Origin of the sequence: Halomonas sp. NO4 (assembly GCF_010994375.1) — a bacterium.
GTDB lineage: Bacteria > Pseudomonadota > Gammaproteobacteria > Pseudomonadales > Halomonadaceae > Halomonas.
Map to the genome: position 1 here is coordinate 11,873 of NZ_WHMA01000013.1, position 21,799 is coordinate 33,671.

21 protein-coding genes are annotated in these 21,799 nt (G+C 70.3%); 9 read left to right on the plus strand and 12 right to left on the minus strand.

The features are described from left to right. Positions 1 to 21 precede the first annotated feature (21 nt). The 4 genes from FEF15_RS10920 (at position 22) to FEF15_RS10935 (ending at position 2,732) form a co-directional block, all read left to right on the plus strand. A complete protein-coding gene (locus FEF15_RS10920) occupies positions 22 to 741 on the plus strand; it encodes a DUF484 family protein (RefSeq protein ID WP_163559196.1) in 720 nt (239 codons plus the stop codon). Next, entirely contained in the window at positions 734 to 1,639 is a 906-nt protein-coding gene (locus FEF15_RS10925) for a tyrosine recombinase XerC (RefSeq protein WP_163559197.1), read from the plus strand. Before FEF15_RS10920 ends, FEF15_RS10925 begins: the two co-directional genes overlap by 8 nt. Before the next feature lie 5 nt (positions 1,640 to 1,644). Continuing rightward, positions 1,645 to 2,391, plus strand: coding sequence for an HAD-IA family hydrolase (locus FEF15_RS10930; protein ID WP_163559198.1), 747 nt, complete (start codon positions 1,645 to 1,647; stop codon positions 2,389 to 2,391). Between the two features lie 74 nt (positions 2,392 to 2,465). After that, positions 2,466 to 2,732 carry a hypothetical protein gene (locus FEF15_RS10935; protein ID WP_163559199.1) on the plus strand — a complete coding sequence of 89 codons (267 nt, stop codon included), beginning with the start codon at positions 2,466 to 2,468 and terminating at the stop codon, positions 2,730 to 2,732. Here the strand turns inward: FEF15_RS10935 and yihA are convergent. Further along, positions 2,724 to 3,353, minus strand: coding sequence for a ribosome biogenesis GTP-binding protein YihA/YsxC (gene yihA, locus FEF15_RS10940; protein ID WP_163559200.1), 630 nt, complete (start codon positions 3,351 to 3,353; stop codon positions 2,724 to 2,726). The two genes, FEF15_RS10935 and yihA, sit on opposite strands and share 9 nt — an antisense overlap. Before the next feature lie 254 nt (positions 3,354 to 3,607). Here yihA and FEF15_RS10945 point away from each other — a divergent pair, with 254 nt between their 5' ends. From FEF15_RS10945 to FEF15_RS10965, 5 genes are all read left to right on the plus strand, one after another. Beyond that, on the plus strand, positions 3,608 to 4,228 hold the full coding sequence (locus tag FEF15_RS10945) for a c-type cytochrome (protein ID WP_163559201.1): 621 nt from the start codon (positions 3,608 to 3,610) through the stop codon (positions 4,226 to 4,228). A gap of 151 nt (positions 4,229 to 4,379) precedes the next feature. After that, the gene (locus FEF15_RS10950) at positions 4,380 to 5,012 is read left to right on the plus strand and encodes a thiol:disulfide interchange protein DsbA/DsbL (protein ID WP_163559202.1); all 633 of its coding nucleotides are present in this window, start codon (positions 4,380 to 4,382) and stop codon (positions 5,010 to 5,012) included. A 73-nt stretch (positions 5,013 to 5,085) separates the two neighbouring features. Further along, on the plus strand, positions 5,086 to 5,847 hold the full coding sequence (locus FEF15_RS10955; protein ID WP_163559268.1) for an endonuclease/exonuclease/phosphatase family protein: 762 nt from the start codon (positions 5,086 to 5,088) through the stop codon (positions 5,845 to 5,847). A gap of 72 nt (positions 5,848 to 5,919) precedes the next feature. Beyond that, a complete protein-coding gene (locus tag FEF15_RS10960; RefSeq protein WP_163559203.1) occupies positions 5,920 to 6,474 on the plus strand; it encodes a TRAP transporter small permease subunit in 555 nt (184 codons plus the stop codon). A 10-nt stretch (positions 6,475 to 6,484) separates the two neighbouring features. Then, positions 6,485 to 7,888: a TRAP transporter large permease subunit gene (locus FEF15_RS10965; RefSeq protein WP_163559269.1), complete on the plus strand. Its 1,404-nt coding sequence runs from the start codon at positions 6,485 to 6,487 to the stop codon at positions 7,886 to 7,888. Positions 7,889 to 7,922: 34 nt separating this feature from the next. On the opposite strand, the gene nuoN is transcribed toward FEF15_RS10965, so the two are convergent. The 11 genes from nuoN to nuoC form a co-directional block, all read right to left on the minus strand. Continuing rightward, positions 7,923 to 9,371, minus strand: a complete 1,449-nt coding sequence (gene nuoN, locus FEF15_RS10970) for an NADH-quinone oxidoreductase subunit NuoN (RefSeq protein ID WP_163559204.1) — start codon at positions 9,369 to 9,371, stop codon at positions 7,923 to 7,925. Further along, a complete protein-coding gene (gene nuoM / locus FEF15_RS10975) occupies positions 9,368 to 10,915 on the minus strand; it encodes an NADH-quinone oxidoreductase subunit M (protein WP_163559205.1) in 1,548 nt (515 codons plus the stop codon). Before nuoM ends, nuoN begins: the two co-directional genes overlap by 4 nt. A 69-nt stretch (positions 10,916 to 10,984) precedes the next feature. After that, positions 10,985 to 12,838, minus strand: coding sequence for an NADH-quinone oxidoreductase subunit L (gene nuoL, locus FEF15_RS10980; protein ID WP_240454141.1), 1,854 nt, complete (start codon positions 12,836 to 12,838; stop codon positions 10,985 to 10,987). Positions 12,839 to 12,995: 157 nt separating this feature from the next. Next, the gene (gene nuoK, locus FEF15_RS10985; RefSeq protein ID WP_163559206.1) at positions 12,996 to 13,304 is read right to left on the minus strand and encodes an NADH-quinone oxidoreductase subunit NuoK; all 309 of its coding nucleotides are present in this window, start codon (positions 13,302 to 13,304) and stop codon (positions 12,996 to 12,998) included. After that, positions 13,301 to 13,825, minus strand: a complete 525-nt coding sequence (nuoJ, locus tag FEF15_RS10990) for an NADH-quinone oxidoreductase subunit J (RefSeq protein WP_163559207.1) — start codon at positions 13,823 to 13,825, stop codon at positions 13,301 to 13,303. The genes nuoK and nuoJ overlap by 4 nt, the downstream gene beginning before the upstream one ends. Positions 13,826 to 13,865: 40 nt before the next feature. Further along, a complete protein-coding gene (nuoI, locus tag FEF15_RS10995) occupies positions 13,866 to 14,405 on the minus strand; it encodes an NADH-quinone oxidoreductase subunit NuoI (protein WP_163559208.1) in 540 nt (179 codons plus the stop codon). A gap of 15 nt (positions 14,406 to 14,420) precedes the next feature. Beyond that, complete coding sequence (gene nuoH / locus FEF15_RS11000) at positions 14,421 to 15,407, minus strand: NADH-quinone oxidoreductase subunit NuoH (protein WP_163559209.1); 987 nt, start codon at positions 15,405 to 15,407, stop codon at positions 14,421 to 14,423. Continuing rightward, entirely contained in the window at positions 15,404 to 18,142 is a 2,739-nt protein-coding gene (gene nuoG / locus FEF15_RS11005) for an NADH-quinone oxidoreductase subunit NuoG (protein WP_163559210.1), read from the minus strand. The genes nuoH and nuoG overlap by 4 nt, the downstream gene beginning before the upstream one ends. Then, positions 18,142 to 19,473: an NADH-quinone oxidoreductase subunit NuoF gene (gene nuoF / locus FEF15_RS11010; RefSeq protein WP_163559211.1), complete on the minus strand. Its 1,332-nt coding sequence runs from the start codon at positions 19,471 to 19,473 to the stop codon at positions 18,142 to 18,144. Before nuoF ends, nuoG begins: the two co-directional genes overlap by 1 nt. Beyond that, positions 19,470 to 19,979: an NADH-quinone oxidoreductase subunit NuoE gene (gene nuoE, locus FEF15_RS11015; RefSeq protein WP_346427859.1), complete on the minus strand. Its 510-nt coding sequence runs from the start codon at positions 19,977 to 19,979 to the stop codon at positions 19,470 to 19,472. Before nuoE ends, nuoF begins: the two co-directional genes overlap by 4 nt. A 15-nt stretch (positions 19,980 to 19,994) precedes the next feature. Then, positions 19,995 to 21,779: an NADH-quinone oxidoreductase subunit C/D gene (nuoC, locus tag FEF15_RS11020; protein WP_163559213.1), complete on the minus strand. Its 1,785-nt coding sequence runs from the start codon at positions 21,777 to 21,779 to the stop codon at positions 19,995 to 19,997. Between the last annotated feature and the right edge of the window lie 20 nt (positions 21,780 to 21,799).

Sequence of the window (21,799 nt, forward strand, 5' to 3'; positions counted from 1 at the left end):
TCCCTCATCAAGGAGTCCGCCATGTCTCGAGCCGCCCCCGAACCGCGCAAGACCCTGGATCCCGACCGGGTGGCCGAGTGGCTGGCTCGCCATCCGGATTTCTTCGTCGGCCGTGAGGGCCTGCTGCAGCAGCTCAAGGTGCCGCACCCCGAAGCGGGCGGCGCCACCTCGCTGCTCGAACGTCTGGTCCACGACCTGCGCCACCGCGCCGAGCAGGCCGAGTGGCGACTCGAGCAGCTGCTGGAGTCGGCGCGCCACAACGAGGCGCAGTATCGTCGCACCCGCGAGCTGGTGCTGGGCCTGCTCGAGGCCGAGACTCCCGATGCCCTGGGCCAGGCGCTGGCCACCCAGATGGCCGAGCGCTTCCAGATTCCCGCGGTGGCGGTGTGGTGCGAGCCCGCGCTCACCGATCGCGAACCGCAGCCGCCCCAGGCACCGCGCCAGGTGCTCGACGATCACGCCCGGGCGCGCCTGGCGGCGCTGCTCGACGGGCGCACCAGCCGCTGCACGCGCCTCACCGCCACCGACTGGGCCCAGCTGCTGCCGCACACCGAGGCCCCGCGCCAGCCCGGCTCCTGCGCCCTGTCGCGCCTCGCCCTGGGCGAGCCCCTCGGCTTCCTGGTCCTGGCCAGCCCCGACCCGGACCACTTCCGCGCCAGCATGGACACCCTGTTCACCGAGTACGTCAGCGACGTCCTGGCGCGCCTGCTGAGCCGCCTCGGCCCGGCCCCCCATGGCTGAGGACGCCCTGCACGACCAAGTGGCCGGCTGCCTCGCCGAACTCGCGGAGACCGCCAGCCCGGCCACGCTGAGCGCTTATCGCCGCGACCTGGCGGCGTTCGTCGGCTTTCTGGGAGAGCAGGGGGTGCACGACGCCGGCGCGCTGGATGGCGCCCTGGTGCGCCGCTTTCTGGGCAGCGAGCGCGCCCGCGGACTGGCCCCGCGCAGCCTGGCACGACGCCGCGCCGCCGTGTCGCGCTTCGCCGCCTACCTGGTGGCCCGTGGCGTGCTGAGCCACAACCCGGTGAGCCTCGCCCCCGCGCCGCGCCAGCCGTCGCACCTGCCCAAGCCGCTGGACGCCGACCTGCTGGCGCGCTTTCTCGATACGCCCCACGACGACACGCCGCTGGCGTGGCGCGACCAGGCCATGCTCGAGCTCTTCTACTCCAGCGGCCTGCGCCTCGCCGAGCTGGCCGGGCTCGACCTCGGCGACCTGCAGCCGCAGCGCCTGCGCGTCACCGGCAAGGGGGGCAAGCCGCGCCAGGTGCCGGTGGGAAGCCGCGCCCGCCAGGCCCTGACCGCCTGGCTGGGGGTGCGCGGTCAGCTGGCCGCCGGCGGCGAGCCGGCCCTGTTCGTCGGCGCCCGCGGAGGGCGACTCGGTCATCGCGCCATCCAGAAGCGCCTCGCCGAGCTGGCACGGCGCCGCGGGCTCCCCGAACACCTGCACCCCCACCGCCTGCGCCACTCCTTCGCCAGCCACCTGCTGGAGTCAAGCCATGACCTACGCGCCGTGCAGGAGCTGCTGGGCCACGCCAACCTGGCCACCACCCAGGTCTACACGCGGCTGGACTGGCAGCACTTGGCGGAGAGCTACGATGCCGCCCATCCGCGCGCCCGGCGCCGCCCACCGCCCGAGTGAACCCCATGAGGCCCAGCCAGCGCATCCGCGCCCTGACCTTCGACCTCGACGACACCCTGTGGGACAACCGCCAGGTGATGGTCGACACCGAGAACGGCCACTACGCCTGGCTGGATGCCGCCCTGGCAAACTGGCTGGCCGGCGCCGGACGCCCCCCGACCCGGCGCTTCGCCGAGCACTTCCCGCTGACGAACTACGTGGCCCGCCGCCAGGCGCTGGCCGCGGCGCACCCCCTGCGCCGCGGCGACTTCACCTGGCTGCGCCGTGAGGCCCTGGCGACACTGCTCACCGACTACGGGCTCGCCGCCGGCGACGCCGAGCGCTGGGCCGAGGCCGCCATGCAGCGCTTCCTGGCGCTGCGCCACCGGGTCACGCCCTATCCCGAGGTGGACGAGCTGCTGACGCGGCTGAGCCGGGCCTATCGCCTGGCCAGCATCACCAACGGCAACGTCGACGTGCGGCGCCTGCCTCTCGCCACCCACTTCCCGGTGGCCATCGCCGCCGGCGAGCTGCTCGCGCCCAAGCCGCATCCGCGCCCCTTCCTCACTGCCCTGGCGCAGCTGAACACCCCTCCGGCCCGAGCGCTGCACGTGGGCGACTCCTGGCGCGACGATGTGGCACCGGCGCGGCGCCTGGGCATGCAGGCGGTGTGGATCGCCACCGAGGCCCCGGCGCGCCCGCTGCCCCCCGGCGTGCATCGCCTCGAGCACGTACGCGAGCTGCCGGCGCTGCTGGATCGGCTGGAAGAATAGGCCTGCACCGACCTTGCCGAATGCGCCATCCTGGACCATACTTTTGTACATCATCTGTACAAGGAGGCAGCCCCATGCGCCCCAACCGCAGATGCCCCAATCGACAATGGCTCACGCGCCACGGCGTGCTCGGCTCCGCCCTGCTGGCCTGGCTGGCACTGAGCGCGGCGCCTTCCGCCACCAGCCCCGCAGCGAGCAGCCTGGCCGAGGCCGGGCGCCCGGCCTCGACACTCTCGACAAAGGCTATACAAAACATCCACTGCGATGCCGACTGCCTCGGTCAGCTGCGCCAGCGCCTGCTGGAGCTGCACCGCGAGCGCGCCCCCATCTGGCTACTCTAGGAGGCTGCCCTCCGAGTCGGAGAGCAGCCAGGCATCGAGGCGCGCTCCCGCCTCCTCGACCCCCTGGCGCTTGAGCGCCGAGAAGAGCTGCACGCTCACCAGGTCCTCCCACTCCTGCAGGCGGTGGCGCACCTGCTGCAGGGCGCTGCGCGCCGCCCCCGGCTTGAGCTTGTCGGCCTTGGTGAGCAGGATGTGCACCGGCATGTCCTGCTCGTCGGCCCAGCCCAGCAGCATCTGGTCGAACTCGGTGAGCGGGTGGCGCACGTCCATCACCAGCACCACCCCTTGGAGCGAGCGCCGGGCACGCAGGTACTCGGCTAGATGTCGCTGCCACTCCAGCTTGACCTTCTCCGGCACTTTGGCATAGCCGTAGCCCGGCAGGTCCACGAGTCGACAGCCGTCCTCGCCGGCCACGGTAAAGAAGTTGATCAGCTGCGTGCGCCCAGGGGTGCGCGACGTGCGCGCCAGGGCCTTCTGCTGGGTCAGGGCATTGATGGCGCTGGACTTGCCGGCGTTGGAGCGGCCCGCGAAGGCCACCTCGGCGCCGTCGTCGCTCGGGCACTGGGCGAGGGACGGGGCGCTGGTGAGGAAGCGGGCGGTGTGGTAGTTGAGTCGAGGCATGGCATCACTGTGCGGCAGAGGGGCATCGGCCGGGGCGCATGACCTGCATTCCCGATACGCACCGGATTCGTTATAATGCAGTGTCTTTTGTCTGCGACCTGGGCGCGCTAGTTTACCACCGTGCTCTTGTCGACAGCGACCGCGGGGAGAGTCGCTGACGTACGACAGGGCGAGCCTGGCCTGGAACCAGCGGGACCTGGGCGGCACCCAGGATGCGTACCGGTAATCAAACACAACGGCATAGTGGATTAGCGATGAGAAAGTTACTGGCAAGCCTGGCATTCACCATGGGCGCCGTCGGCGCCGCCCACGCGGACCTGGCAGCGGATGCCGACCCCGCCGCGGGTCGCGAGAAGGCACAACCCTGTGCCGCCTGCCACGGGCAGGGCGGCATCAGCTCGAACGCTTCCTTCCCGCATCTCGCCGGCCAGAAGATGTCCTACACGGCCAAGCAGATCATGGACATCCGCGACGGCAACCGCCAGGTGCCGGAAATGGCCGGCCAGGTCGACAACTTCTCCGACCAGGATGCCTGGGACGTGGCCGCCTACTTTGCCGAGCAGGACGTCAACGTCGGCCAGGCCCAGGACGACGAGGAGCTGCTGGCCCGTGGCGAGGAACTCTACCGCGCTGGCGACACGGCCAAGGGCATCCCAGCCTGCGCCGCCTGCCATACGCCCACCGGCGAAGGCATCGGCACCGCCGTCTACCCGGCCGTCTCCGGCCAGTTCGCCGAGTACACGGTGACCACCCTGCAGGAGTTCGCGGCCGGCGAGCGCGCCAACGATCCCAACGCCATCATGCGCGACATCGCCGCCAAGATGAGCGACGAGGACATGGAAGCCGTAGCCAACTACATCCTCGGGCTGCACTGAGCGCACCGCGTGCGATGCCACAGGGCGGCCCTCGGGCCGCCCTTGTCATATGCTGAGGATGATCCGCCGGAACCCGAGCCGCCTGACGGGCTCAAAGGCAGCGATGCCCGGCAGCGCCGGGACGCGATCCACCCCAAGGAGAGAGATGCCCATGTTGAAGTCCCTGATGCTTGCCCTGACCGGCCTCGCCATGTCGGGCCTGGCCTCTGCCCAGAACCTCGTCGAAGGCGAGCACTACGAGGTGCTCGACGAGCCGGTCGAGACCCGGGTCGCGGAGGACAAGATCGAGATCACCGAGGCCTTCTGGTACGGCTGCCCGCACTGCTACAACCTGCAGAGCCATGTGCGCGAGTGGTATGCAACCCTGGACGACGACGTCGAGGTGGTACACCTGCCGGCCACCATGGGCGGCGACTGGAACACCCACGCCCGGGTCTTCTACGCTGCCGAGGAGCTGGGCATCCGCGAGGAGGCCCACGCCGACATCTTCCACGCCATTCATGAGGAGAACCGCTCGCTCACCGACATGGACCAGGTGGCGGAGCTGTTCAGCGACTACGGGGTGAGCGAGGCCGAGGCCCGCGAGGCGCTCGACGCCTTCGGCGTCAAGGCGCAGGTCAACCAGGCTCACTCGCGCATGCGCGACATGCGCCTGATGGGCGTGCCGGCGCTGATGGTCGACGGCCGCTATCTGGTGACGCCGAGCAGCGCCGGCAGCCTCGACAACATGCCGCAGATTGCTGCCGCCCTGATCGAGAAGGTCCGCGAGGAACGTGCAGACTGAGCGTGCGTCACACCTGGCCGAGGCCCACCTGCCGCTCCTGGAAGGGGGGCGGCTCCGGCTGCTCACCTTCAACATGCAGGTGGGTATCCAGACCTCGGCCTACCACCACTACCTGACCCGCAGCTGGCAACACCTGCTGCCCCACCCACGCCGCCTGCGCCGCCTGGACATGGTCAGCGAGGTGCTGGGGCGCTTCGACATGGTCGGCCTGCAGGAGGTCGACGGCGGCAGCTTCCGCTCCAGCCAGGTCAACCAGGTGGAGTACCTGGCCACCCGTGCCGGCTTTCCGCATCACTACCAGCAGCTCAACCGCAACCTGGGGCGCATTGCCCAGCACAGCAACGGACTGCTGTCGCGCCTGCCCCCCTCGCGACTAGAGGAGCATCGCCTGCCCGGCACCCTGCCCGGGCGCGGCGCCATTCATGCTCGCTTCGGCACGGGCCCCGACGCCCTGCACCTGTTCGTCGCTCACCTGGCGCTCAGCCACCGCGGTCGCGTTCGCCAGCTGGACTACCTGAGCGAGCTGATTCAGCCGCTGCGCCACGTGGTGGTGATGGGCGATCTCAACTGCACGCCGGAACAGCTGCACAGCCACTCGCGGTTCTGCGCCTCCCTGCCGCTGCACCCGGTGCGCCCGCTGCTCAGCTACCCCTCCTGGCAGCCGCGCCGGGCGCTCGACCACATCCTCATCTCGCGCACCCTGCGCGCCCGTGACGTGCGCGTGCTCGATCACCTCTTCTCCGACCACCTGCCGATCGCCGTGGACGTGGAGCTGCCGCCGGCCTGCCGGGAGACGCTCAGGACCCAGATCGCCGAGCGCGCCGCGCGACGTTGAGGCGCGGGGATGACTCGCCGGGACGAATCGGCGATGATGCCCCCGCCATTCCGTATCAATGAGAGACTCCTCATGCCCTCCACGAATCGGGAGCGGGTCCTGCTGCGGTGGCTCGACGGCCTGACCGAGGTCGTGGGGCGCTCCATCGCCTGGCTGGTGCTGGTCATGATGCTGGTTCAGTTCGCCATCGTGGTCATGCGCTACGCCTTCGGCATTCACAGCATCGTCATGCAGGAAGCGGTCATGTACATGCATGCCGCCGTCTTTCTGCTGGGGGCCGCCTGGACGCTGCGCCATGACGGCCATGTGCGCGTGGACATCTTCTACCGCAAGCTCTCGCCCCGGGGCCGGGCCCGGATCGACCTCGCCGGCACCCTGCTGCTGCTGATCCCGGTGGCACTGTTCATCGCCGTCAGCAGCGTCGACTACGTGCGCAGCAGCTGGGCCATCCTGGAACGCTCCCCGGACGGCGGCATACCCGCCGTCTTCCTGCTCAAGTCGCTGATCCCGGTGATGGTGGCCCTGCTGCTGGTGCAGGGCCTGGCCCAGCTGATCCGCCAGTGGCTGATCCTGCGCGGACGCCCCCCGCACCAGCCCGACACGCCCGACCACCAGGAGGGAATCTGACGTGGAGGCCCTGCTCGAACTCCTGCCACTGCTGCTGTTCGCCACCGTCTGCGCCACCCTGATGCTGGGCTACCCGGTGGCCCTGACGCTGGCCGGCACCTCCCTGCTCTTCGCCGGCCTCGGGCACCTCCTGCTGCAGCTGGGAGTGCCGGTGCCCTTCGAGGGGCGCTATCTGGAAGCCCTGCCCAACCGCCTCTACGGCATCATGACCAACCAGACCCTGCTCGCGGTGCCGCTGTTCGTGCTGATGGGCGTGCTGCTGGAGAAGTCGCGGGTCGCCGAGACGCTGCTCGACGCCATGGCGCTGCTGTTCGGCGCGCTGCGCGGCGGCCTGGGCATCGCCGTGGTGCTGGTGGGCATGCTGCTGGCCGCCTCCACCGGCATCGTCGGCGCCACCGTGGTGACCATGGGCCTGCTGTCGCTGCCCACCATGCTCAAGCGCGGCTATTCACCGTCGCTTGCCACCGGCAGCATCTGCGCCACCGGCACCCTGGGGCAGATCATCCCGCCCTCCATCGCCCTCGTGCTGCTCGGCGATGTGCTCTCCACCGCCTACCAGCAGGCCCAACTGGCCATGGGCGTGTGGAGCCCCAAGACGGTGTCGGTGGGCGACCTGTTCATCGGTGCCCTGCTGCCCGGCCTGCTGCTGGTGGTGGCCTACATCGTCTACGTAGCGATCACCGCCTGGCTGCGGCCCGAGAGCGCGCCGCCGGTCGAGCGCGACGCGCTGATGGGCGAGCTGGGCCACCGCGGCAGCCTCTGGCCGCTGCTGCTGAAAGGGCTGATCCCCCCGGTGCTGCTGATCGTCGCCGTGCTGGGCTCGATCCTCGGCGGCTTCGCCACGCCCACCGAGGCCTCGGCGGTGGGCGCCACCGGCGCCCTGCTGCTGGCGCTGGCCAACCGCCGGGTCAGCGTGGCGATGCTGCGCGACTCGGTGTACGCCACCGCCCAGGTAACCAGCATGGTGTTCCTGATCCTGATCGGCGCGGCGCTCTTCTCGCTGGTGTTCCGCGCCTTCGGCGGCGAGGAGCTGGTCACCGAGCTGTTCGGGTCGCTGCCCGGCGGCGTGGTGGGCGCCACCCTGGTGGTGATGCTGGTGATCTTCCTGCTCGGCTTCATCCTCGACTTCATCGAGATCACCTTCGTGGTGGTGCCCATCGTCGGTCCGGTGTTGCTGATGATGGGCGTCGACCCCATCTGGCTGGGCATCATGATCGCCGTGAACCTGCAGACCTCCTTCTTGACGCCGCCGTTCGGCTTCGCGCTCTTCTACCTGCGCGGGGTGACCCCGGAGTCGGTCCCCACCTCGGCGATCTACCGGGGCGTGATCCCCTTCATCCTGCTGCAGCTCGGCATGCTGCTCGCCCTGGCGCTGTTCCCGGGCCTGGCCACCTGGCTGCCCGCCCTGCTGTGATCCGCGACCGGGCCGGCTCCCGCGAGCCGGCCCCTCACCCCGCGGCGGCGACCTCGACCCCGGCCACCCACTCGATCAGCGGTCCGGGATAAACACCGAGCAGCACGATCAGAACCGCCAACCCCAGCACCACCAGGCCGCCGGCCCGGCCTGCCCAGTCGGACGGGGCATCGTGGCGTCGCAGGCCGGGCTCCACCAGGTAGAGCGCGACCATCGCCCGCAGGTAGTAGTAGAGGCCGATGACGCTGCCCACCAGGATGCCGCCGACCAGCCACCAGCGACCGGCCTCGACGCCCAGCGCCAGGACATAGAACTTGCCGATGAACCCCGCGGTGAAGGGGATGCCGGCCAGCGACAGCAGGCTCAGGGTGAGCACCGCCGTGAGCCAGGGGCGCCGCCAGAAGAGGCCGCGGTAGTGGTACAGCGCCGTCACGTCCCCGCCGCCGTAGGGGCTGGAGAGAAGCGTTATCGCGCCGAAGGCGGCAAGGGTCGCCACCACGTAGGTGACCAGATAGACGCCGCTGGTCTCCAGGGCCAGCCCCTCGCCCACCACCAGCACCACCAGCAGATAGCCGAAATGGGCGATCGACGAATACCCCAGCAGGCGCTTGAGATTGGCTTGCCGCAGGGCCAGCAGGTTGCCCACCAGCATGCCGGCCAGGGCCAGCGCAGCGAGCAGGCCGCGCAGCCCCTCCTGCTGAAAGCCGGGCGTGCCCAGCACCAGGCGCAGCAGCACCACGAACACCGCGACCTTGCTCACCGAGGCCAGGAAGGTCGCCGCCGGACCCGGCGCGCCGTCGTAGACATCCGGCGTCCACAGGTGGAAGGGCACGATCGACAGCTTGAAGCCCAGCCCGACCAGCAGCAGGCCGATGCCGGCCAGGCCCCAGGTCGCTGGGCGTTCGCCGAACACGGCCGACACCGCCGCCAGGTCCAACCGCCCGGTCTGGGCGTAGATCAGCGCCATGCCGAACAGCAGGAAGGCGCTGGCCGCCGCCGACAGCAGGAAGTACTTGATCCCCGCCTCCAGCGAGCGCCGCTCGGTAAAGGCGTAGGCCAGCATGCCGTAGAGCGGCATGGAGAGCAGCTCCAGGCCGATGAAGAGCGTGGCGAGGTGGTGGCTGGTCGCCAGCACCAAGCCCCCGGCAGCGGCGCACAGCAGCAGCAGGTAGAACTCTTCCCGGGGGCCCGGATAGCGTTCCAGGTAGCCATAGGCCAGGGCGACACACACCAGCGAGGCACCCAGGATCGTCGCGCCGGCCAGTAGCGCCAGGCCGTCGATGACCAGCAGCGGAACCGCGACCGGCGGGCGCGACCAGAGCACCAGCAGCGCCACCAGGCCGACCAGGAGGCCGGCCACGGTGAGCGCCACCGTAGCGCCGTGGCGGCGCCGCCAGGCGATACCCAGCATCACCGTGATCGCCGCGGCACAGACGAGGATCAGCGGCAGCAGGGCCAGGAGGTGCGTTGCGGTCAAGGTCATGACTCCCCCGGCGGCACGGCGGTGGACGACGGCATCGCGACCTCGTCGAAGAGGCGCGGGATCTCCTGCATGGCGGGGCCGGCGGTGTCGAGGAGCGGCTGCGGATAGAGCCCGAGCCCCAGCACCAGGGCCAGCAGCCCCAGCAGCATGGCATATTCCCGCCCGTCGAGAGCGGCCAGGCGCGCCTCGCCGCGGGGCGGGCCATAGTGCACCCGCTGCATCAGCAGAAGCGAATAGATCGCCGCCAGCACCAGGCCGGCGCTGGCGATGGCCACCGTCCAGGGCGCCACCGGGAAGCTGCCGAACAGGATCAGGAACTCGCCGACGAAGTTGAGGGTTCCCGGCATGCCCAGGGAGGCGACGATGAAACAGAGCATGAACCCCGGTAAGCTGCCCAGCCGCCCCCAGAGGCCGCCCATCTCGCCCAGGTTGCGGGTGTGCAGGCGCTCGTGGAGCTGGCCGCTCAGGATGAACAGCGCCGAGGTGGAGAAGGCGTGGGCCACCAGCAGCAGCACCACGCCCTGCAGCGCCAGCTCGGTACCGGCATAGATGCCGATCAGCACGAACCCCATGTGCGAGATGCTGGTGTAGGCGATGAAGCGCTTGATGTCCTGCTGGCCGCAGGCGAGCAGCGCCCCGTAGACGATGCCCACCAGCCCCAGCCCCATGGCCAGCGGGGCGATCGCCTGGGAGGCCTCGGGAAACAGCGGCAGGACGAAGCGCAGCAGGCCGTAGGCCCCGGTCTTGAGCAGGATGCCGGCCAGGTCCACGCTGCCGGCGGTGGGTGCCTGGGCATGGGCATCAGGCAGCCAGCCGTGGAAGGGCACCACCGGCAGCTTCACCGCGAAGGCGAGGAAGAAGCCCAGCATCAGCCACATCGCCACTTCGCCCGAGAGAGGGGTCTCGCGCAGCGCCATGTAGCTGAAGGTGAGCTCACCGGTGGCGGCCCGGTGCGCGAAGACCAGGCCAAGGATCGCCACCAGCATCAGCAGACCGCTGGCCTGGGTATAGAGGAAGAACTTCGTCGCCGCCCCGATGCGCGAGAAGCCCGTCGCGCTGCTGTGGCCCCACAGCGCGATCAGGAAGTACATCGGCACCAGCATCATTTCCCAGAAGGCGAAGAACAGGAACAGATCGACGGCCAGGAAGACCCCGACCACCCCGACCAGGATCCACAGCAGATTGAGGTGAAAGAAGCCCACCCGCCGGCGAATCTCGTGCCAGGAGCAGAGCACCGCCAGCACGCCGAGCAGCGCGGAGAGCGCCACCAGCACCAGCGACAGGCCATCCAGCGCCAGGTGCACCGCGATCCCCAAGCGGGGTATCCAGGGCGCGCGCCACTCCAGGGCCCAGGGCACGGCATCCGCCTCGGCCCCGGCAGGCCACTGGTAGTCGCCCTGCCACCAGAGGCCCAGGGTGATCAGCAGCACCAGCAGCATGCTGCCCAGGGCGATCCAGCGCGGCACCCCCTCGCCCCAGCGCTCCCCCAGCCAGCACGCCAGCCCCCCCAGGAAGGGAATCAGGATCAGCCAGATCAACGCCATGGGTTGCGGACTCCTTGCCGGTACTGCGTCGTCATCCTCGCGCTCCTTGTCGGCCCGGAAAGCGGCGCGCTACGCCGCCGCCACCATCACCAGCAGAATCAGGGTCGCCCCGATCACCATCGACACCGCGTAGAACCGCAGCTTGCCGCCCTGGGTGCGTGACAGCGCCCCGTGCAGCCACCCCGCCAGGCGCGCCGGCCGCTGGCCCAGCGCATCGATGGCATCGCCACGCAGCCCGCTCACCAGGCCGCGATAGGGGCGCACCAGCAGGCCCTCGTAGGCGGCATCGAAGCCCCAGCCGTGGTGCCACAGTCGCCACAGCCGGGCACCCCGGCCCTGGGCGACACGCTCCGCCAGCCAGGCGCGACGGTAAAGGAACAGCCAGGCACCCAGGGCGATGCCCAGCAAGGCGACGCTGCCGGCGAGGACCTCCAGGGCCAGATGCCAGCCCGCCGGGCCGTGCTGGGGGGCGGGCAGCACGCCAGCGAGCGGCGGCTCAATCCAGGCGCCGAGAACCGTCGACAGCAGCATCAGCGAGACCAGCGGCAACCCGTGGGCCAGCCCCTTGCCCGATTCGGCGCGGCGGGCGCCGTCGCTGCCCGCCGCGCCGTGGAAGATGCCCACGATCAGGCGCAGGGTGTAGAGCGCGGTGAGCAACGAGCCGAGCAGCCCGGCCAGCAGCAGCTCGCCGTGGCCCGCGGCGAAGGCCTGCCACAGGATGGCGTCCTTGCTGTAGAAGCCGGCGGTGACCAGCGGCAGCGCCGCCAGCGCCGCCCCGCCCACCAGGAAGCCGGCGTAGGCCAGCGGCAGGCGCCGCCACAGTCCGCCCAGGCGGCGCAGATCCTGCTCGTGATGGCAGCTCACGATCACCGACCCGGCGGCGAGGAACAGCAGTGCCTTGAAGAAGGCGTGGGTCATCAGGTGGAAGATCGCCGCCTCGAAGCCGGCCACCCCCAGCGCCAGGAACATGTAGCCGATCTGGCTCATGGTCGAATAAGCCAGCACGCGCTTGATGTCCGTCTGGGCCAGGGCGGCGCAGCCCGCCGCCAGCAGGGTCAGCGCGCCGATGGCGCCGGTCAGCCACAGCACCCCCGGGGCGAGCAGGAAGACGCCGTGCAGGCGCGCCACCAGGTAGACCCCGGCGGTGACCATGGTCGCCGCGTGGATCAGCGCCGACACCGGGGTGGGGCCGGCCATGGCGTCGGCCAGCCAGGTGTGCAGCGGTAGCTGTGCCGACTTGCCCAGCGCCCCGCCCAGCAGCAGCAGCGCCGCCAGCTCGACCCCGGGGTCGCCGGCGGCCCAGCGCTCGGGCGCCCGCCGGAGCAGCTCAGCGATGTCCAGGGTGCCCAGCTCGCGAAACAGCAGGAAGAGCCCGATGGCCAGGAAGGCGTCGCCGATGCGGGTGACGAGGAAGGCCTTGAACGCCGCCCGCACGTTGGCGGCGGTACGGTAGTAGTGACCGATCAGCAGGTAGCTGCACAGCCCCACCCCCTCCCAGCCGAGAAACAGCAGCAGCAGGTTGTCGCCCAGCACCAGCAGCACCATGCTGGCCACGAAGAGGTTCATGTAGGCGTAGAAGCGCGTGACGCCCTCCTCCCCGTGCATGTACCAGGCGGCAAACCAGTGGATCAGCAGACCCACGCCGGTGATGACACCCAGCAGGGTCAGCGACAGACCGTCCAGCCTGAGGCCGATGGTCGGCTGGAAGTCGCCCACCGCGATCCAGCGCCACAGCGTCAGCGTCTGCGCCTCGGGTGCGGCCAGGTAGGCGTGGGCCAGCAACGCCGTGGCCAGAGCCGCCAGCGCCACGCTGCTCACCCCGACCCCGGCGCTGCCGCGCGCCCCCAGGCGCGCCCCGAAGAAGGCCAGGATCAGCGTCCCGGCCAGGGGCAGCAGGAAGGTCAGCGGCAGGGTCGCGATCATCAATTTCTCTCTCGTAGCAGGCTCTGTCTGAAAAGTCGCGAGCGATGGTCAGACAAGGCAAAAATTGGCGAAAAGACGGAGTTTACGAGCTGTAAATGAGTACTTTGAGGCGATTTTTAACGCCGTATGGCCGAGCGCAGCCCTTTTCAGGCAAAGCCTAGCCGCGCATGCCGCTGGCCGTGTCGATATCCAGCGTCTTGAAGCGGCGATAGAGCTGGTTGAGCAGCGCCAGCCCCACGCTCGCCTCCGCCGCCGCCAAGGTGATCACCAGCAGGAACATCGCCTGGCCTTCGGCTTGGCCCCAGGCCGTGCCGGCGACGATGAACGCCAGCCCCGCGGCATTGAGCATGACCTCCAGGCTGAGCAGCATGAACACCATGTTGCGCCGGAACATCAGCCCGGCCAGGCCCAGCGCGAACAGCACGGCCGCCAGCACCAGGCCATGCGCCATGGGAACGCCATTCATGTGCCGTCCCTCCCGCTGTCCGCGTCCCGCGACACCGAGCGACCCACGTGCGAGGCGGTGACCAGGGCCGCCAGCAGCAGCATCGCCACCAGTTCGACCACCACCAGCCAGGGGCCGAACAGCACCCGGCCCACGGCCTTGGCGGTCAACGTCTCGCCCTCGATCACCCGGCCGAGATCGCCGTGCCACAGCATCGCGAGCAGCACCACCAGCAGCAGTGCTGCAAGCGCCGACGGCCCCGCCCAGGTTCGCGGCACCAGCCAGGCGCGCTCCTGGGCGGTCACCGCCGCGTTGAGATTGAGCATCATCACCACGAACACGAACAGCACCATGATCGCCCCGGCATAGAGGATGATCTCCAGCGCCCCGGCGAAGGGCGCGCCGAGCACGAAGAACACCATGGCCACGGCGAGCAGCGAGACGATCAGGTAGAGCAGCGCATGGATGGGGTTGGTGCTGGTGATGACCCGCAGCGTGGCCAGCACCGCGACCAGGCCACTCAGGTAGAATGCCAGTTCCATACACGACCTCCGTGTGTCGGCTTGGGCGGGTGCGGCGAAGCTAGGGCAGCAGCGTCCTGACATCGCGCGGCGGCCGCTCGTCCTGCGCCTCGCCCTTGTCCTTGCCGGCGATGGCGAGCCCCGCCACCTTGTAGAAATGGTAGTCGTGGTCCTTGCCGGGGCCGTCGATCTGCAGGTCCGCCTTCTCGTAGACCATGTCCTGGCGACGGTACTCGCTCATCTCGAAGTCGGGGGTGAGCTGGATCGCCGAGGTCGGGCACGCCTCCTCGCACATGCCACAGTAGATGCAGCGCGAGAAGTTGATGCGGAAGGTGGCGGGGTACCAGCGGCCGTCCTCCGCCTCGCCCTTCTCGAGGGCGATGCAGTCCACCGGGCAGGCCACCGCACAGAGGTTGCAGGCCACGCAGCGCTCCTCGCCATCCGGGTCGCGGGTCAGGACGATGCGCCCGCGGAAGCGCGGCGGCAGGTAGACCGCCTCCTCGGGATAGCTGACCGTCTCGCGCCGACGAAAGGCGTGACGGAACACCATGCCCAGGGTGCGCAGTTGCGACCAGGTTCCGGCAATCAGCGATGTCAGCATCTCGTGCCTCCTCGTTCAGGGGCCAGCCGGCGACAGCCACAGGATGGCGACGCCGGTCAGCAGCAGGTTGATCAGCGTCAGCGGCAGGCAGACCCGCCAGCCGAAGCTCATCATGCGGTCGAAGCGCGGGCGCGGCAGCGCGGCACGCAGCAACACGAAGAGCACCAGCAGCGCCGCGGTCTTGAGCGCGAACCACACGAAGGGCGGCAGCCAGGGGCCACGCCAGCCGCCGAAGAACAGCGTCACGATCAACGCCGAGACCAGCACCATGCCGAGGTACTCGCCGACGTAGAACATGCCGAACTTCATGCCCGAGTACTCGATGTGGTAACCGTCGGCCAGTTCCTGCTCGGCCTCGGGCTGGTCGAAAGGGTGGCGGTGGGTCACCGCCACCCCGGCGATCAGGAAGGTGCAGAACCCCAGGAACTGCGGGACGATGAACCACAGCCCCTGCTGGGCGGCGACGATGTCGCGCAGATTGAACGAGCCGGCCAGCGCCACCACCCCCATCAGCGACAGCCCCATGAACACCTCGTAGGAGAGGGTCTGGGCGGTGGCGCGCATGGCGCCGAGCAGCGCGTACTTGTTGCCGCTCGACCAGCCCCCCAGCAGCACGGCGTAGACGTTGATGCCGGCCATGGCGAAGAAGAACAGCAGCCCGATGTGCCAGTCCGCCACGCCCCAGGTCGGGGTCCAGGGGATGATCAGGAACGATAGCAGCAGCGAGGCCATGGCGATGACCGGCGCCAGCACGAAGAGCGCGCGGTCGGCAAAGGGCGGGATCCAGTCCTCCTTGAACAGGACCTTGATCATGTCGGCGACCAGCTGCAGCGAGCCCGCGGGGCCGACGCGGTTGGGCCCAAGGCGATCCTGCCACAGCGCCAGCAGGCGGCGCTCGACCACCGTCATCACCGCCGCCAGCAGCAGCACACCGACGAGGATCGCCAGCGCCTGCGCCATGGCGATGAGCACGGCCGCGACGCTCTCGCTAGGCACGCTCATGGCGCACCCCCCTCATCCCGGGGCGCCAGGGTCACCCGAGCCGCGTCTCCCGTCATCAGCCCCGGCGCGAGGCCGGCGGGCACCCCCGCAAGACCGTCGGGCAGCGTAGCGTCGAAGTGCAGCGCCAGCGTGATGCGCGCCAGCGCGGTCTCGACGACCAGCCTGTCGCCCGCCGCGGCATCGAGCCGCCGGGCATCCGCCGGCGCCAGGCGCAGTGCCGGGATTGGCGACCGGGCTTGAATCGCCGCGGCCCGCGACGAGGTTTCCTCGCCACCGAACAGGCGCGGCAGCACCACGAGGCGCCACTCGCCGGCCTCGGGCGTGAAGGACGGCGGTATCGCGTCGACGTGGCCACCGAGGCCCGCCGCCGGCGCCAGCAGTCGGGCGCCGGGGTCCCCGCCGCGCAGGTGGCCGCCCACCTCGTCGGTGAACTTGTTCCAGGCCTGGGGCGAGTTCCAGCCCGGGGCCCAGGCGAAGGGCACCTCCCGATGCGGCCGGTCGAAACCCGCGTACCCCTCCATGGAGAAGGTGAAGGGGGTGTCGGGGTCCGGCGGGGGCGGCGGCTCGCTGACATCGAGATCGGCCCGCAGGGCCGTGCGCCCGCTGTAGCGGGGCGGCTGGCGGGCCAGCTTGAGCCCGCAGACCCGCGTCTCGGCTCCCGGGGACGCCTCGACGATGCCGGCCAATGCCGGGTGGCGCCGCGCGCAGGCCCGCGTGAGCGCATCCAGGGTGACGTCGGGCACCGCGCGGCGCTCCCGGCTCGCCTGCAACGCCTGCAACCAGCGCCAGCTCGGATGAAGGCGCGTCTCGGGGCGCAGATAGCGCGGCTCGTACACCGCATAGAAGCGCTGGGCGCGCCCCTCGAGACTGACCAGGGTGCCGTCCGACTCGGCGAAGCTGGCGGCCGGCAGGCCCAGGCGAGCCGCCTCCCAGGTCGCGGTGCGCTGATGGTCGAGGGCGATCACCGTGCCGGCGGCGGCCAGAGCCCGCGCGACGCGCTCGCCCGGCAGGCGCTGGTAGAGGTCGTTCTCCAGCACCACCACGGCATCGGCCTCCCCGCCGCCGAGCGCGTCCAGCGCCCACTCCAGGGGGCGGCCGCCGAGCAGTGCCACGCCGGTGCTGTTGGCCTCGCGGCGCACCAGCGTCAGGCCGCCGCGGCGCTCCCAGCCCGCCAGGGCCCGGGCGACGTTGCCGGCGGCCTCGAGGAGCGCCGGCGACTCCAGCGAGCCGCCGCTGATCACCAGCGGCCGCTGCGCCGCCAGCAGCGCCTCGGCGATGCGTTCGGCCAGCGCCTTGGTGGCTTCATCGAGCCCTTCCACGGCGGGCGCCGCCGGGTCGATGGCGTGGGCCACCGCGAAGCCCAGGCGGGCGATGTCGTCGGGGGCGCGGTGCAGGCACTGCTCGGCGAGGGCATCCAGCTCGGTGGCCGTGGGGTAGGCGATGAACATCGGATGGCGGGCGTCCTGGGCCAGGGTCATCACCGCCTCGGCGTTCCAGGCGGGAATGTCGCGCTCCGCGGCCAGGGCCTCGCGACGCCCCAGCACCGCCTGGCGTACTGCCAGCCCCAGCCGCGCGGCGCTTTCGATCAGGTCCTCGCCGAGCACCAGCACGGCGTCGTGCGCCTCGATGTCGCGCAGGGTCGGGGTGGGCAGGCCGGCGTCGCGGTTGAGTCGCTGCATTCGCGCCAGGCAGGCCTGCTCGCGCTCGGCAATGCCGGTGGAGAAGTTGGCCTCGCCGACCAGCTCGCACAGCTGGTGGTTGCTCTCGAGGCTCGCCCGCGGCGAACCGATGCCGATCACCCGCCGGGCCCGGCTCAGCGCCTCGCCACCGCGCTCCAAGGCCTCGTCGACCTCCAGGACGCGCGCCTTCCCCGCCCTCTCGCGCCATTCGGGGCGGCGCGGGCGGTCGTCGCGGTTGACGTAGCCATGGCCGAAGCGCCCGCGATCGCACAGGAAGAAGCGATTGACCTCGCCATGGTAGCGGTTCTCGATGCGCCGGATCTCGCCATAGCGCTCGCCGGGGCTGGTGTTGCAGCCCACCGCACACTGGTGGCAGATGCTGGGGGCGAACTGCAGGTCCCACTTGCGGGTATAGCGCTCGGCGTGGGTGCGGTCGGTGAACACCCCGGTGGGGCAGACCTCGGTCAGGTTGCCGGCAAAGGGGCTCGCCAGCGTTCCCTCGCGATGGCGACCGAAGTAGATATTGTCGCCCGCCCCGAAGGCGCCGAGGTCGTCGCCGCCGGTGTAGTCGCGATAGAAGCGCACGCAGCGGTAGCAGGTGATGCAGCGGTTCATCTCGTGGCCAATGAAGGGCCCCAGATACTGGTTGCGGTGGGTGCGCTTGGCGAAGCGGTAGCGGCGCCGGTGATGGCCGGTCATCACCGTCATGTCCTGCAGGTGGCAGTGGCCGCCCTCCTCGCACACCGGGCAGTCGTGGGGATGGTGGATCATCAGCCATTCGATGACGTTGGCGCGGAACGCGCGGGCCTGGTCGTCGGCGATCGAGATCCGGGTGCCGTCGGCGGCCGGCGTCATGCAGGCCATGACCAACGCCCCCTGGGTGTCGTCGGCGTCGCGGTACTGCGTGACCGCGCACTGGCGACACGCACCCACGCTGCCCATGGCCGGGTGCCAGCAGAAATAGGGCAGGTCCAGGCCCAGCGTCAGACAGGCCTGGAGCAGGTTGTCCCGCTCATCCACCGTGTATCGTCGACCGTCCACTTCTATCGTCGCCATCAACCCACCTCCTCGCTTGCACCGGCGATGCCGCGCTCGAACTCATCGCGGAAGTAGTGGATCGCCGAGGCCAGCGGCATCGCCGCGCCCGGGGCGTGGGCGCAGAAGGTCTTGCCGGGCCCCTGATCCGCGGCCAGCGCCTCGAGCCGTTCGATGTCGCCCGGCTGCCCCTCCCCGCGCTCCAGCGACCGCAGCAGCTCCGCCGCCCAGGGCAGGCCGTCGCGACACGGCGTGCACCAGCCGCAGGATTCGCGGGCGAAGAATTCCTCCAGGTTGCGCACCAGCGCGACCAGGCTCTGATCCTCGGCCACCAGGGTGAGCAGGCCGGTGCCCAGGCGACTGCCGGCCTCGCCGAGGGTGTCGAAGTCCAGCGCCAGGTCGAGGTGCTCCTGGAGCAGAAAGCCGGTGCTGCCGCCGCCGGGCAGCCAGGCCTTGAGCGCGCGGCCGTCGCGCAGCCCGCCGGCACGGTCGAGCAGCTCCCCCGCCGGGGTGCCCATGGGCAGCTCCCACAGCCCGGGACGGCGCACCCGACCCGAGACGCCGTAGAGCTTGGTGCCGCCGTCGCCACTGCGCTCGCCGGAGAGCCCCTGGTACCAGTCGGCGCCGAAGCGCAGCGCCGCCGGCACGTTGCACAGCGTCTCGACGTTGTTAACCACGGTGGGCTTGCCCCAGGCACCGGACTGGCCGGGAAACGGCGGCTTGGCCCGCGGGTTGGCGCGCTGGCCCTCCAGGGAGTTGATCAGCGCGGTCTCCTCGCCGCAGATGTAGCGTCCGGCGCCGGTGTGCAGGGCAATGTCGAAGTCGTAGCCGCTGCCGGCGATGTCGCGGCCCAGCCAGCCGGCGGCCCGCGCCTCCTCGATGGCTTGATCCAGTGCCCGGGCGGCGGCGACGTATTCGCCGCGCAGGAAGATATAGCCGTAGCAGGAGGCATTGGCGTAGCCACCGAGAATCATGCCCTCGAGCAGCAGGTGCGGCACCTGTTCGAGCAGCAGCCGATCCTTGAAGGTGCCGGGCTCCATCTCGTCGGCGTTGCACACCAAGTAGCCGCGCGGCATCCCCTCGCCCTTGAGCGTCAGGCTCCACTTGACGCCCGCCGAGAAACCGCCGCCGCCACGGCCGCGGATGTTGGCCGCCTTGAGGGTCTCGGTCACGTCGTCGGGCGCCTCGCGGCCGAGCACCTGGCGCACCACGCCGTAGCCATCCTTGGCGACATAGTCGTCGAGGTCGACCCGCCGGCCGTCGTCGTGGAGCCACCAGGTCAGGGGGTGCGTCTCGAGGCGACGCTCGGGGGCCGCCTGATGCAGCCGACTGCGGTAGCGCGTGGCGGTCATGGGTAGGCCTCCAGCAGCTCGGCCAGGTCCTCGGGGGCCACGGGACCGTAGGTGTCGTCATCGATCATCAGCGCCGGGGCGCCATCGCACGCCCCCAGGCAGCACACCGGCAGCAGCGTGAAACGCCCGTCGGCGGAGGTCTCGCCGAGGTCGAGGCCCAGCTCGCGGGCCAGCGCCTGGCGCAGGGTGTCGTAACCGGTGAGAAAGCAGGCGCTGCTGTCGCAGACCAGGATCACGTGGCGCCCCACCGGCTGGCGGAAGATCAGGCTGTAGAAGGTCGCCACGCCCTCCACCGCGGCAGGCCCGATGCCCAGGGTCTCGGCGATGGCCACGATCGCCCCGTCCGGCACCCAACCGTGGCGGCGCTGGACGATCTTCAGCGCCTCGATGCACGCCGCCTGGGGCTGCTCGTAGTGGTGGCGTTCCTGCTCGATGGCGCGGCGGTCGTCGGGGTCAAGCACGAAGCCGTCGCCGTCGCTTGCCAGGGATTGAAGGTGCTCTCTCACGGGCTCTCTCATGGGTCAGCGGTCCACATCGGCCATGACGAAGTCGAGACTGCCCAGGTGGGCGATCAGGTCCGAGACCATCGCCCCCCGGATCACCGCGGGAATCTGCTGCAGGTGCGGAAAGCTGGGGGCGCGGATGCGCGTGCGGTAGCTCATGGTGCTGCCGTCGCTGGTCAGGTAGTAGCCGTTGATACCCTTGGTCGCCTCGACCATCGCCAGCGACTCGTTGGCCTCGAGCACCGGCCCCCAGGAGACCTGCAGGAAGTGGGTGATCAGGGTCTCGATGTGCTCGAGCATGCGCTCGCGGGGCGGCGGGGTGGTCAGCGGATGATCCGCCTTGTAGTCGCCGGCGGGCATGTGGTCGACGCACTGCCCGATGATGCGCAGGCTTTGGCGCATCTCCTCGATGCGCAGCCAGCCGCGATCGTAGATGTCGCCGTTGGCGCCCACCGGCACCTCGAAGTCGAACTGCTCGTAGCCGGAATAGGGGCGCCACTTGCGCAGGTCGAAGTCCAGGCCGGTGGCGCGCAGATTGGGGCCGGTCACACCCCAGGCGAGCGCTTCCTGCGTGGTATGGGCGGCGATGTGGCGAGTGCGCTGGCGCACGATGGCGTTGTCCATCATCGCCCGCTCGTACTCGCGCAGGCGCGGCGGCATCCAGGCGAGGAAGTCGCGCATCAGCCGGTCCCAGCCCCGCGGCAGGTCTTGGGCCACGCCGCCGATGCGAAACCACGACGGGTGCATGCGAAAGCCGGTGATCGCCTCGATCACCTCGTAAGCCTTCTGGCGGTCGGTGAAGGTGTAGAACACCGGGGTCATCGCCCCCAGGTCCTGCAGGTAGGTGCCGAGGTAGAGCAGGTGGCTGTTGACGCGAAACAGCTCGGTGAGCATCACGCGGATGACCTTGACCCGCTCCGGCACCGTGATGCCGGCCAGCCTCTCCGCGGCCAGCACGTAGGGCAGGTTGTTCACCACCCCGCCGGTGTAGTCGACGCGATCGGTATAGGGGATGTAGCTGTGCCACGACTGCCGCTCGGCCATCTTCTCGGCGCCGCGATGGTGGTAACCGATATCCGGCACGCAGTCGACGATCACCTCGCCGTCGAGCTGCAGCACGATGCGAAAGGCGCCGTGCGCCGAGGGGTGGTTGGGGCCGAGGTTGAGGAACATGAAGTCGGTGTCCTCGCTCTCGCGCTGCATGCCCCACGCCTCGGGGTCGAACTGCAGGGCCCGCTGCTCCTGCTGCTGGCCCTCCACGGTCAGGGTATAGGGGTCGAACTCGGTGGCCCGGGCCGGGTAATCCTTGCGCAGCGGGTGCCCCTGCCAGGTGGGCGGCATCAGCAGGCGCGTCAGGTGCGGGTGGCCGCGAAAGACGATGCCGAACATGTCCCACACCTCGCGCTCGTACCAGTCGGCATTGGGGTAGAGCGAGACCACGCTGGGCAGCGCCAGATCCGTCTCGGCCAGCGCCACCTTGAGCATGACATCGCGATTCCGCGACACCGAGAGCAGGTGGTAGAAGACGGTGAAATCCGCCTCGGGCAGTCCCTCGCGCCGCGCGCGCAGGCGCTCGTCGACCGCCGAGAGGTCGAACAGCATCTCGAAGGGCTCGGGCATGTCGCGCAGCAGGGCAAGCGCCTCGCGCAGCACCTCGCGCGAGACCCACACCACCGGCATGCCGGTCAGGGTGGCCTGCTCGCGAATCGCCCGGCGCCCCAGGCGCTGCCGGAGCGCGACGACGACGGGGTCGTCCGCCCGATCCTCACGGGACGCCACCTTCGAGGGTATGGCCTGACTCATCGTTCGCCTCCGCTGTCACT

Coding starts and splice junctions, on each gene's coding strand:
- FEF15_RS10920 (WP_163559196.1), top strand. CDS start 22: ATGTCTCGAGCCGCCCCCGAACCGCGCAAGACCCTGGATCCCGACCGG.
- FEF15_RS10925 (WP_163559197.1), top strand. CDS start 734: ATGGCTGAGGACGCCCTGCACGACCAAGTGGCCGGCTGCCTCGCCGAA.
- FEF15_RS10930 (WP_163559198.1), top strand. CDS start 1,645: ATGAGGCCCAGCCAGCGCATCCGCGCCCTGACCTTCGACCTCGACGAC.
- FEF15_RS10935 (WP_163559199.1), top strand. CDS start 2,466: ATGCGCCCCAACCGCAGATGCCCCAATCGACAATGGCTCACGCGCCAC.
- yihA (WP_163559200.1), bottom strand. CDS start 3,353: ATGCCTCGACTCAACTACCACACCGCCCGCTTCCTCACCAGCGCCCCG.
- FEF15_RS10945 (WP_163559201.1), top strand. CDS start 3,608: ATGAGAAAGTTACTGGCAAGCCTGGCATTCACCATGGGCGCCGTCGGC.
- FEF15_RS10950 (WP_163559202.1), top strand. CDS start 4,380: ATGTTGAAGTCCCTGATGCTTGCCCTGACCGGCCTCGCCATGTCGGGC.
- FEF15_RS10955 (WP_163559268.1), top strand. CDS start 5,086: ATGCAGGTGGGTATCCAGACCTCGGCCTACCACCACTACCTGACCCGC.
- FEF15_RS10960 (WP_163559203.1), top strand. CDS start 5,920: ATGCCCTCCACGAATCGGGAGCGGGTCCTGCTGCGGTGGCTCGACGGC.
- nuoN (WP_163559204.1), bottom strand. CDS start 9,371: ATGACCTTGACCGCAACGCACCTCCTGGCCCTGCTGCCGCTGATCCTC.
- nuoM (WP_163559205.1), bottom strand. CDS start 10,915: ATGGCGTTGATCTGGCTGATCCTGATTCCCTTCCTGGGGGGGCTGGCG.
- nuoL (WP_240454141.1), bottom strand. CDS start 12,838: ATGATCGCGACCCTGCCGCTGACCTTCCTGCTGCCCCTGGCCGGGACG.
- nuoK (WP_163559206.1), bottom strand. CDS start 13,304: ATGAATGGCGTTCCCATGGCGCATGGCCTGGTGCTGGCGGCCGTGCTG.
- nuoJ (WP_163559207.1), bottom strand. CDS start 13,825: ATGGAACTGGCATTCTACCTGAGTGGCCTGGTCGCGGTGCTGGCCACG.
- nuoI (WP_163559208.1), bottom strand. CDS start 14,405: ATGCTGACATCGCTGATTGCCGGAACCTGGTCGCAACTGCGCACCCTG.
- nuoH (WP_163559209.1), bottom strand. CDS start 15,407: ATGAGCGTGCCTAGCGAGAGCGTCGCGGCCGTGCTCATCGCCATGGCG.
- nuoG (WP_163559210.1), bottom strand. CDS start 18,142: ATGGCGACGATAGAAGTGGACGGTCGACGATACACGGTGGATGAGCGG.
- nuoF (WP_163559211.1), bottom strand. CDS start 19,473: ATGACCGCCACGCGCTACCGCAGTCGGCTGCATCAGGCGGCCCCCGAG.
- nuoC (WP_163559213.1), bottom strand. CDS start 21,779: ATGAGTCAGGCCATACCCTCGAAGGTGGCGTCCCGTGAGGATCGGGCG.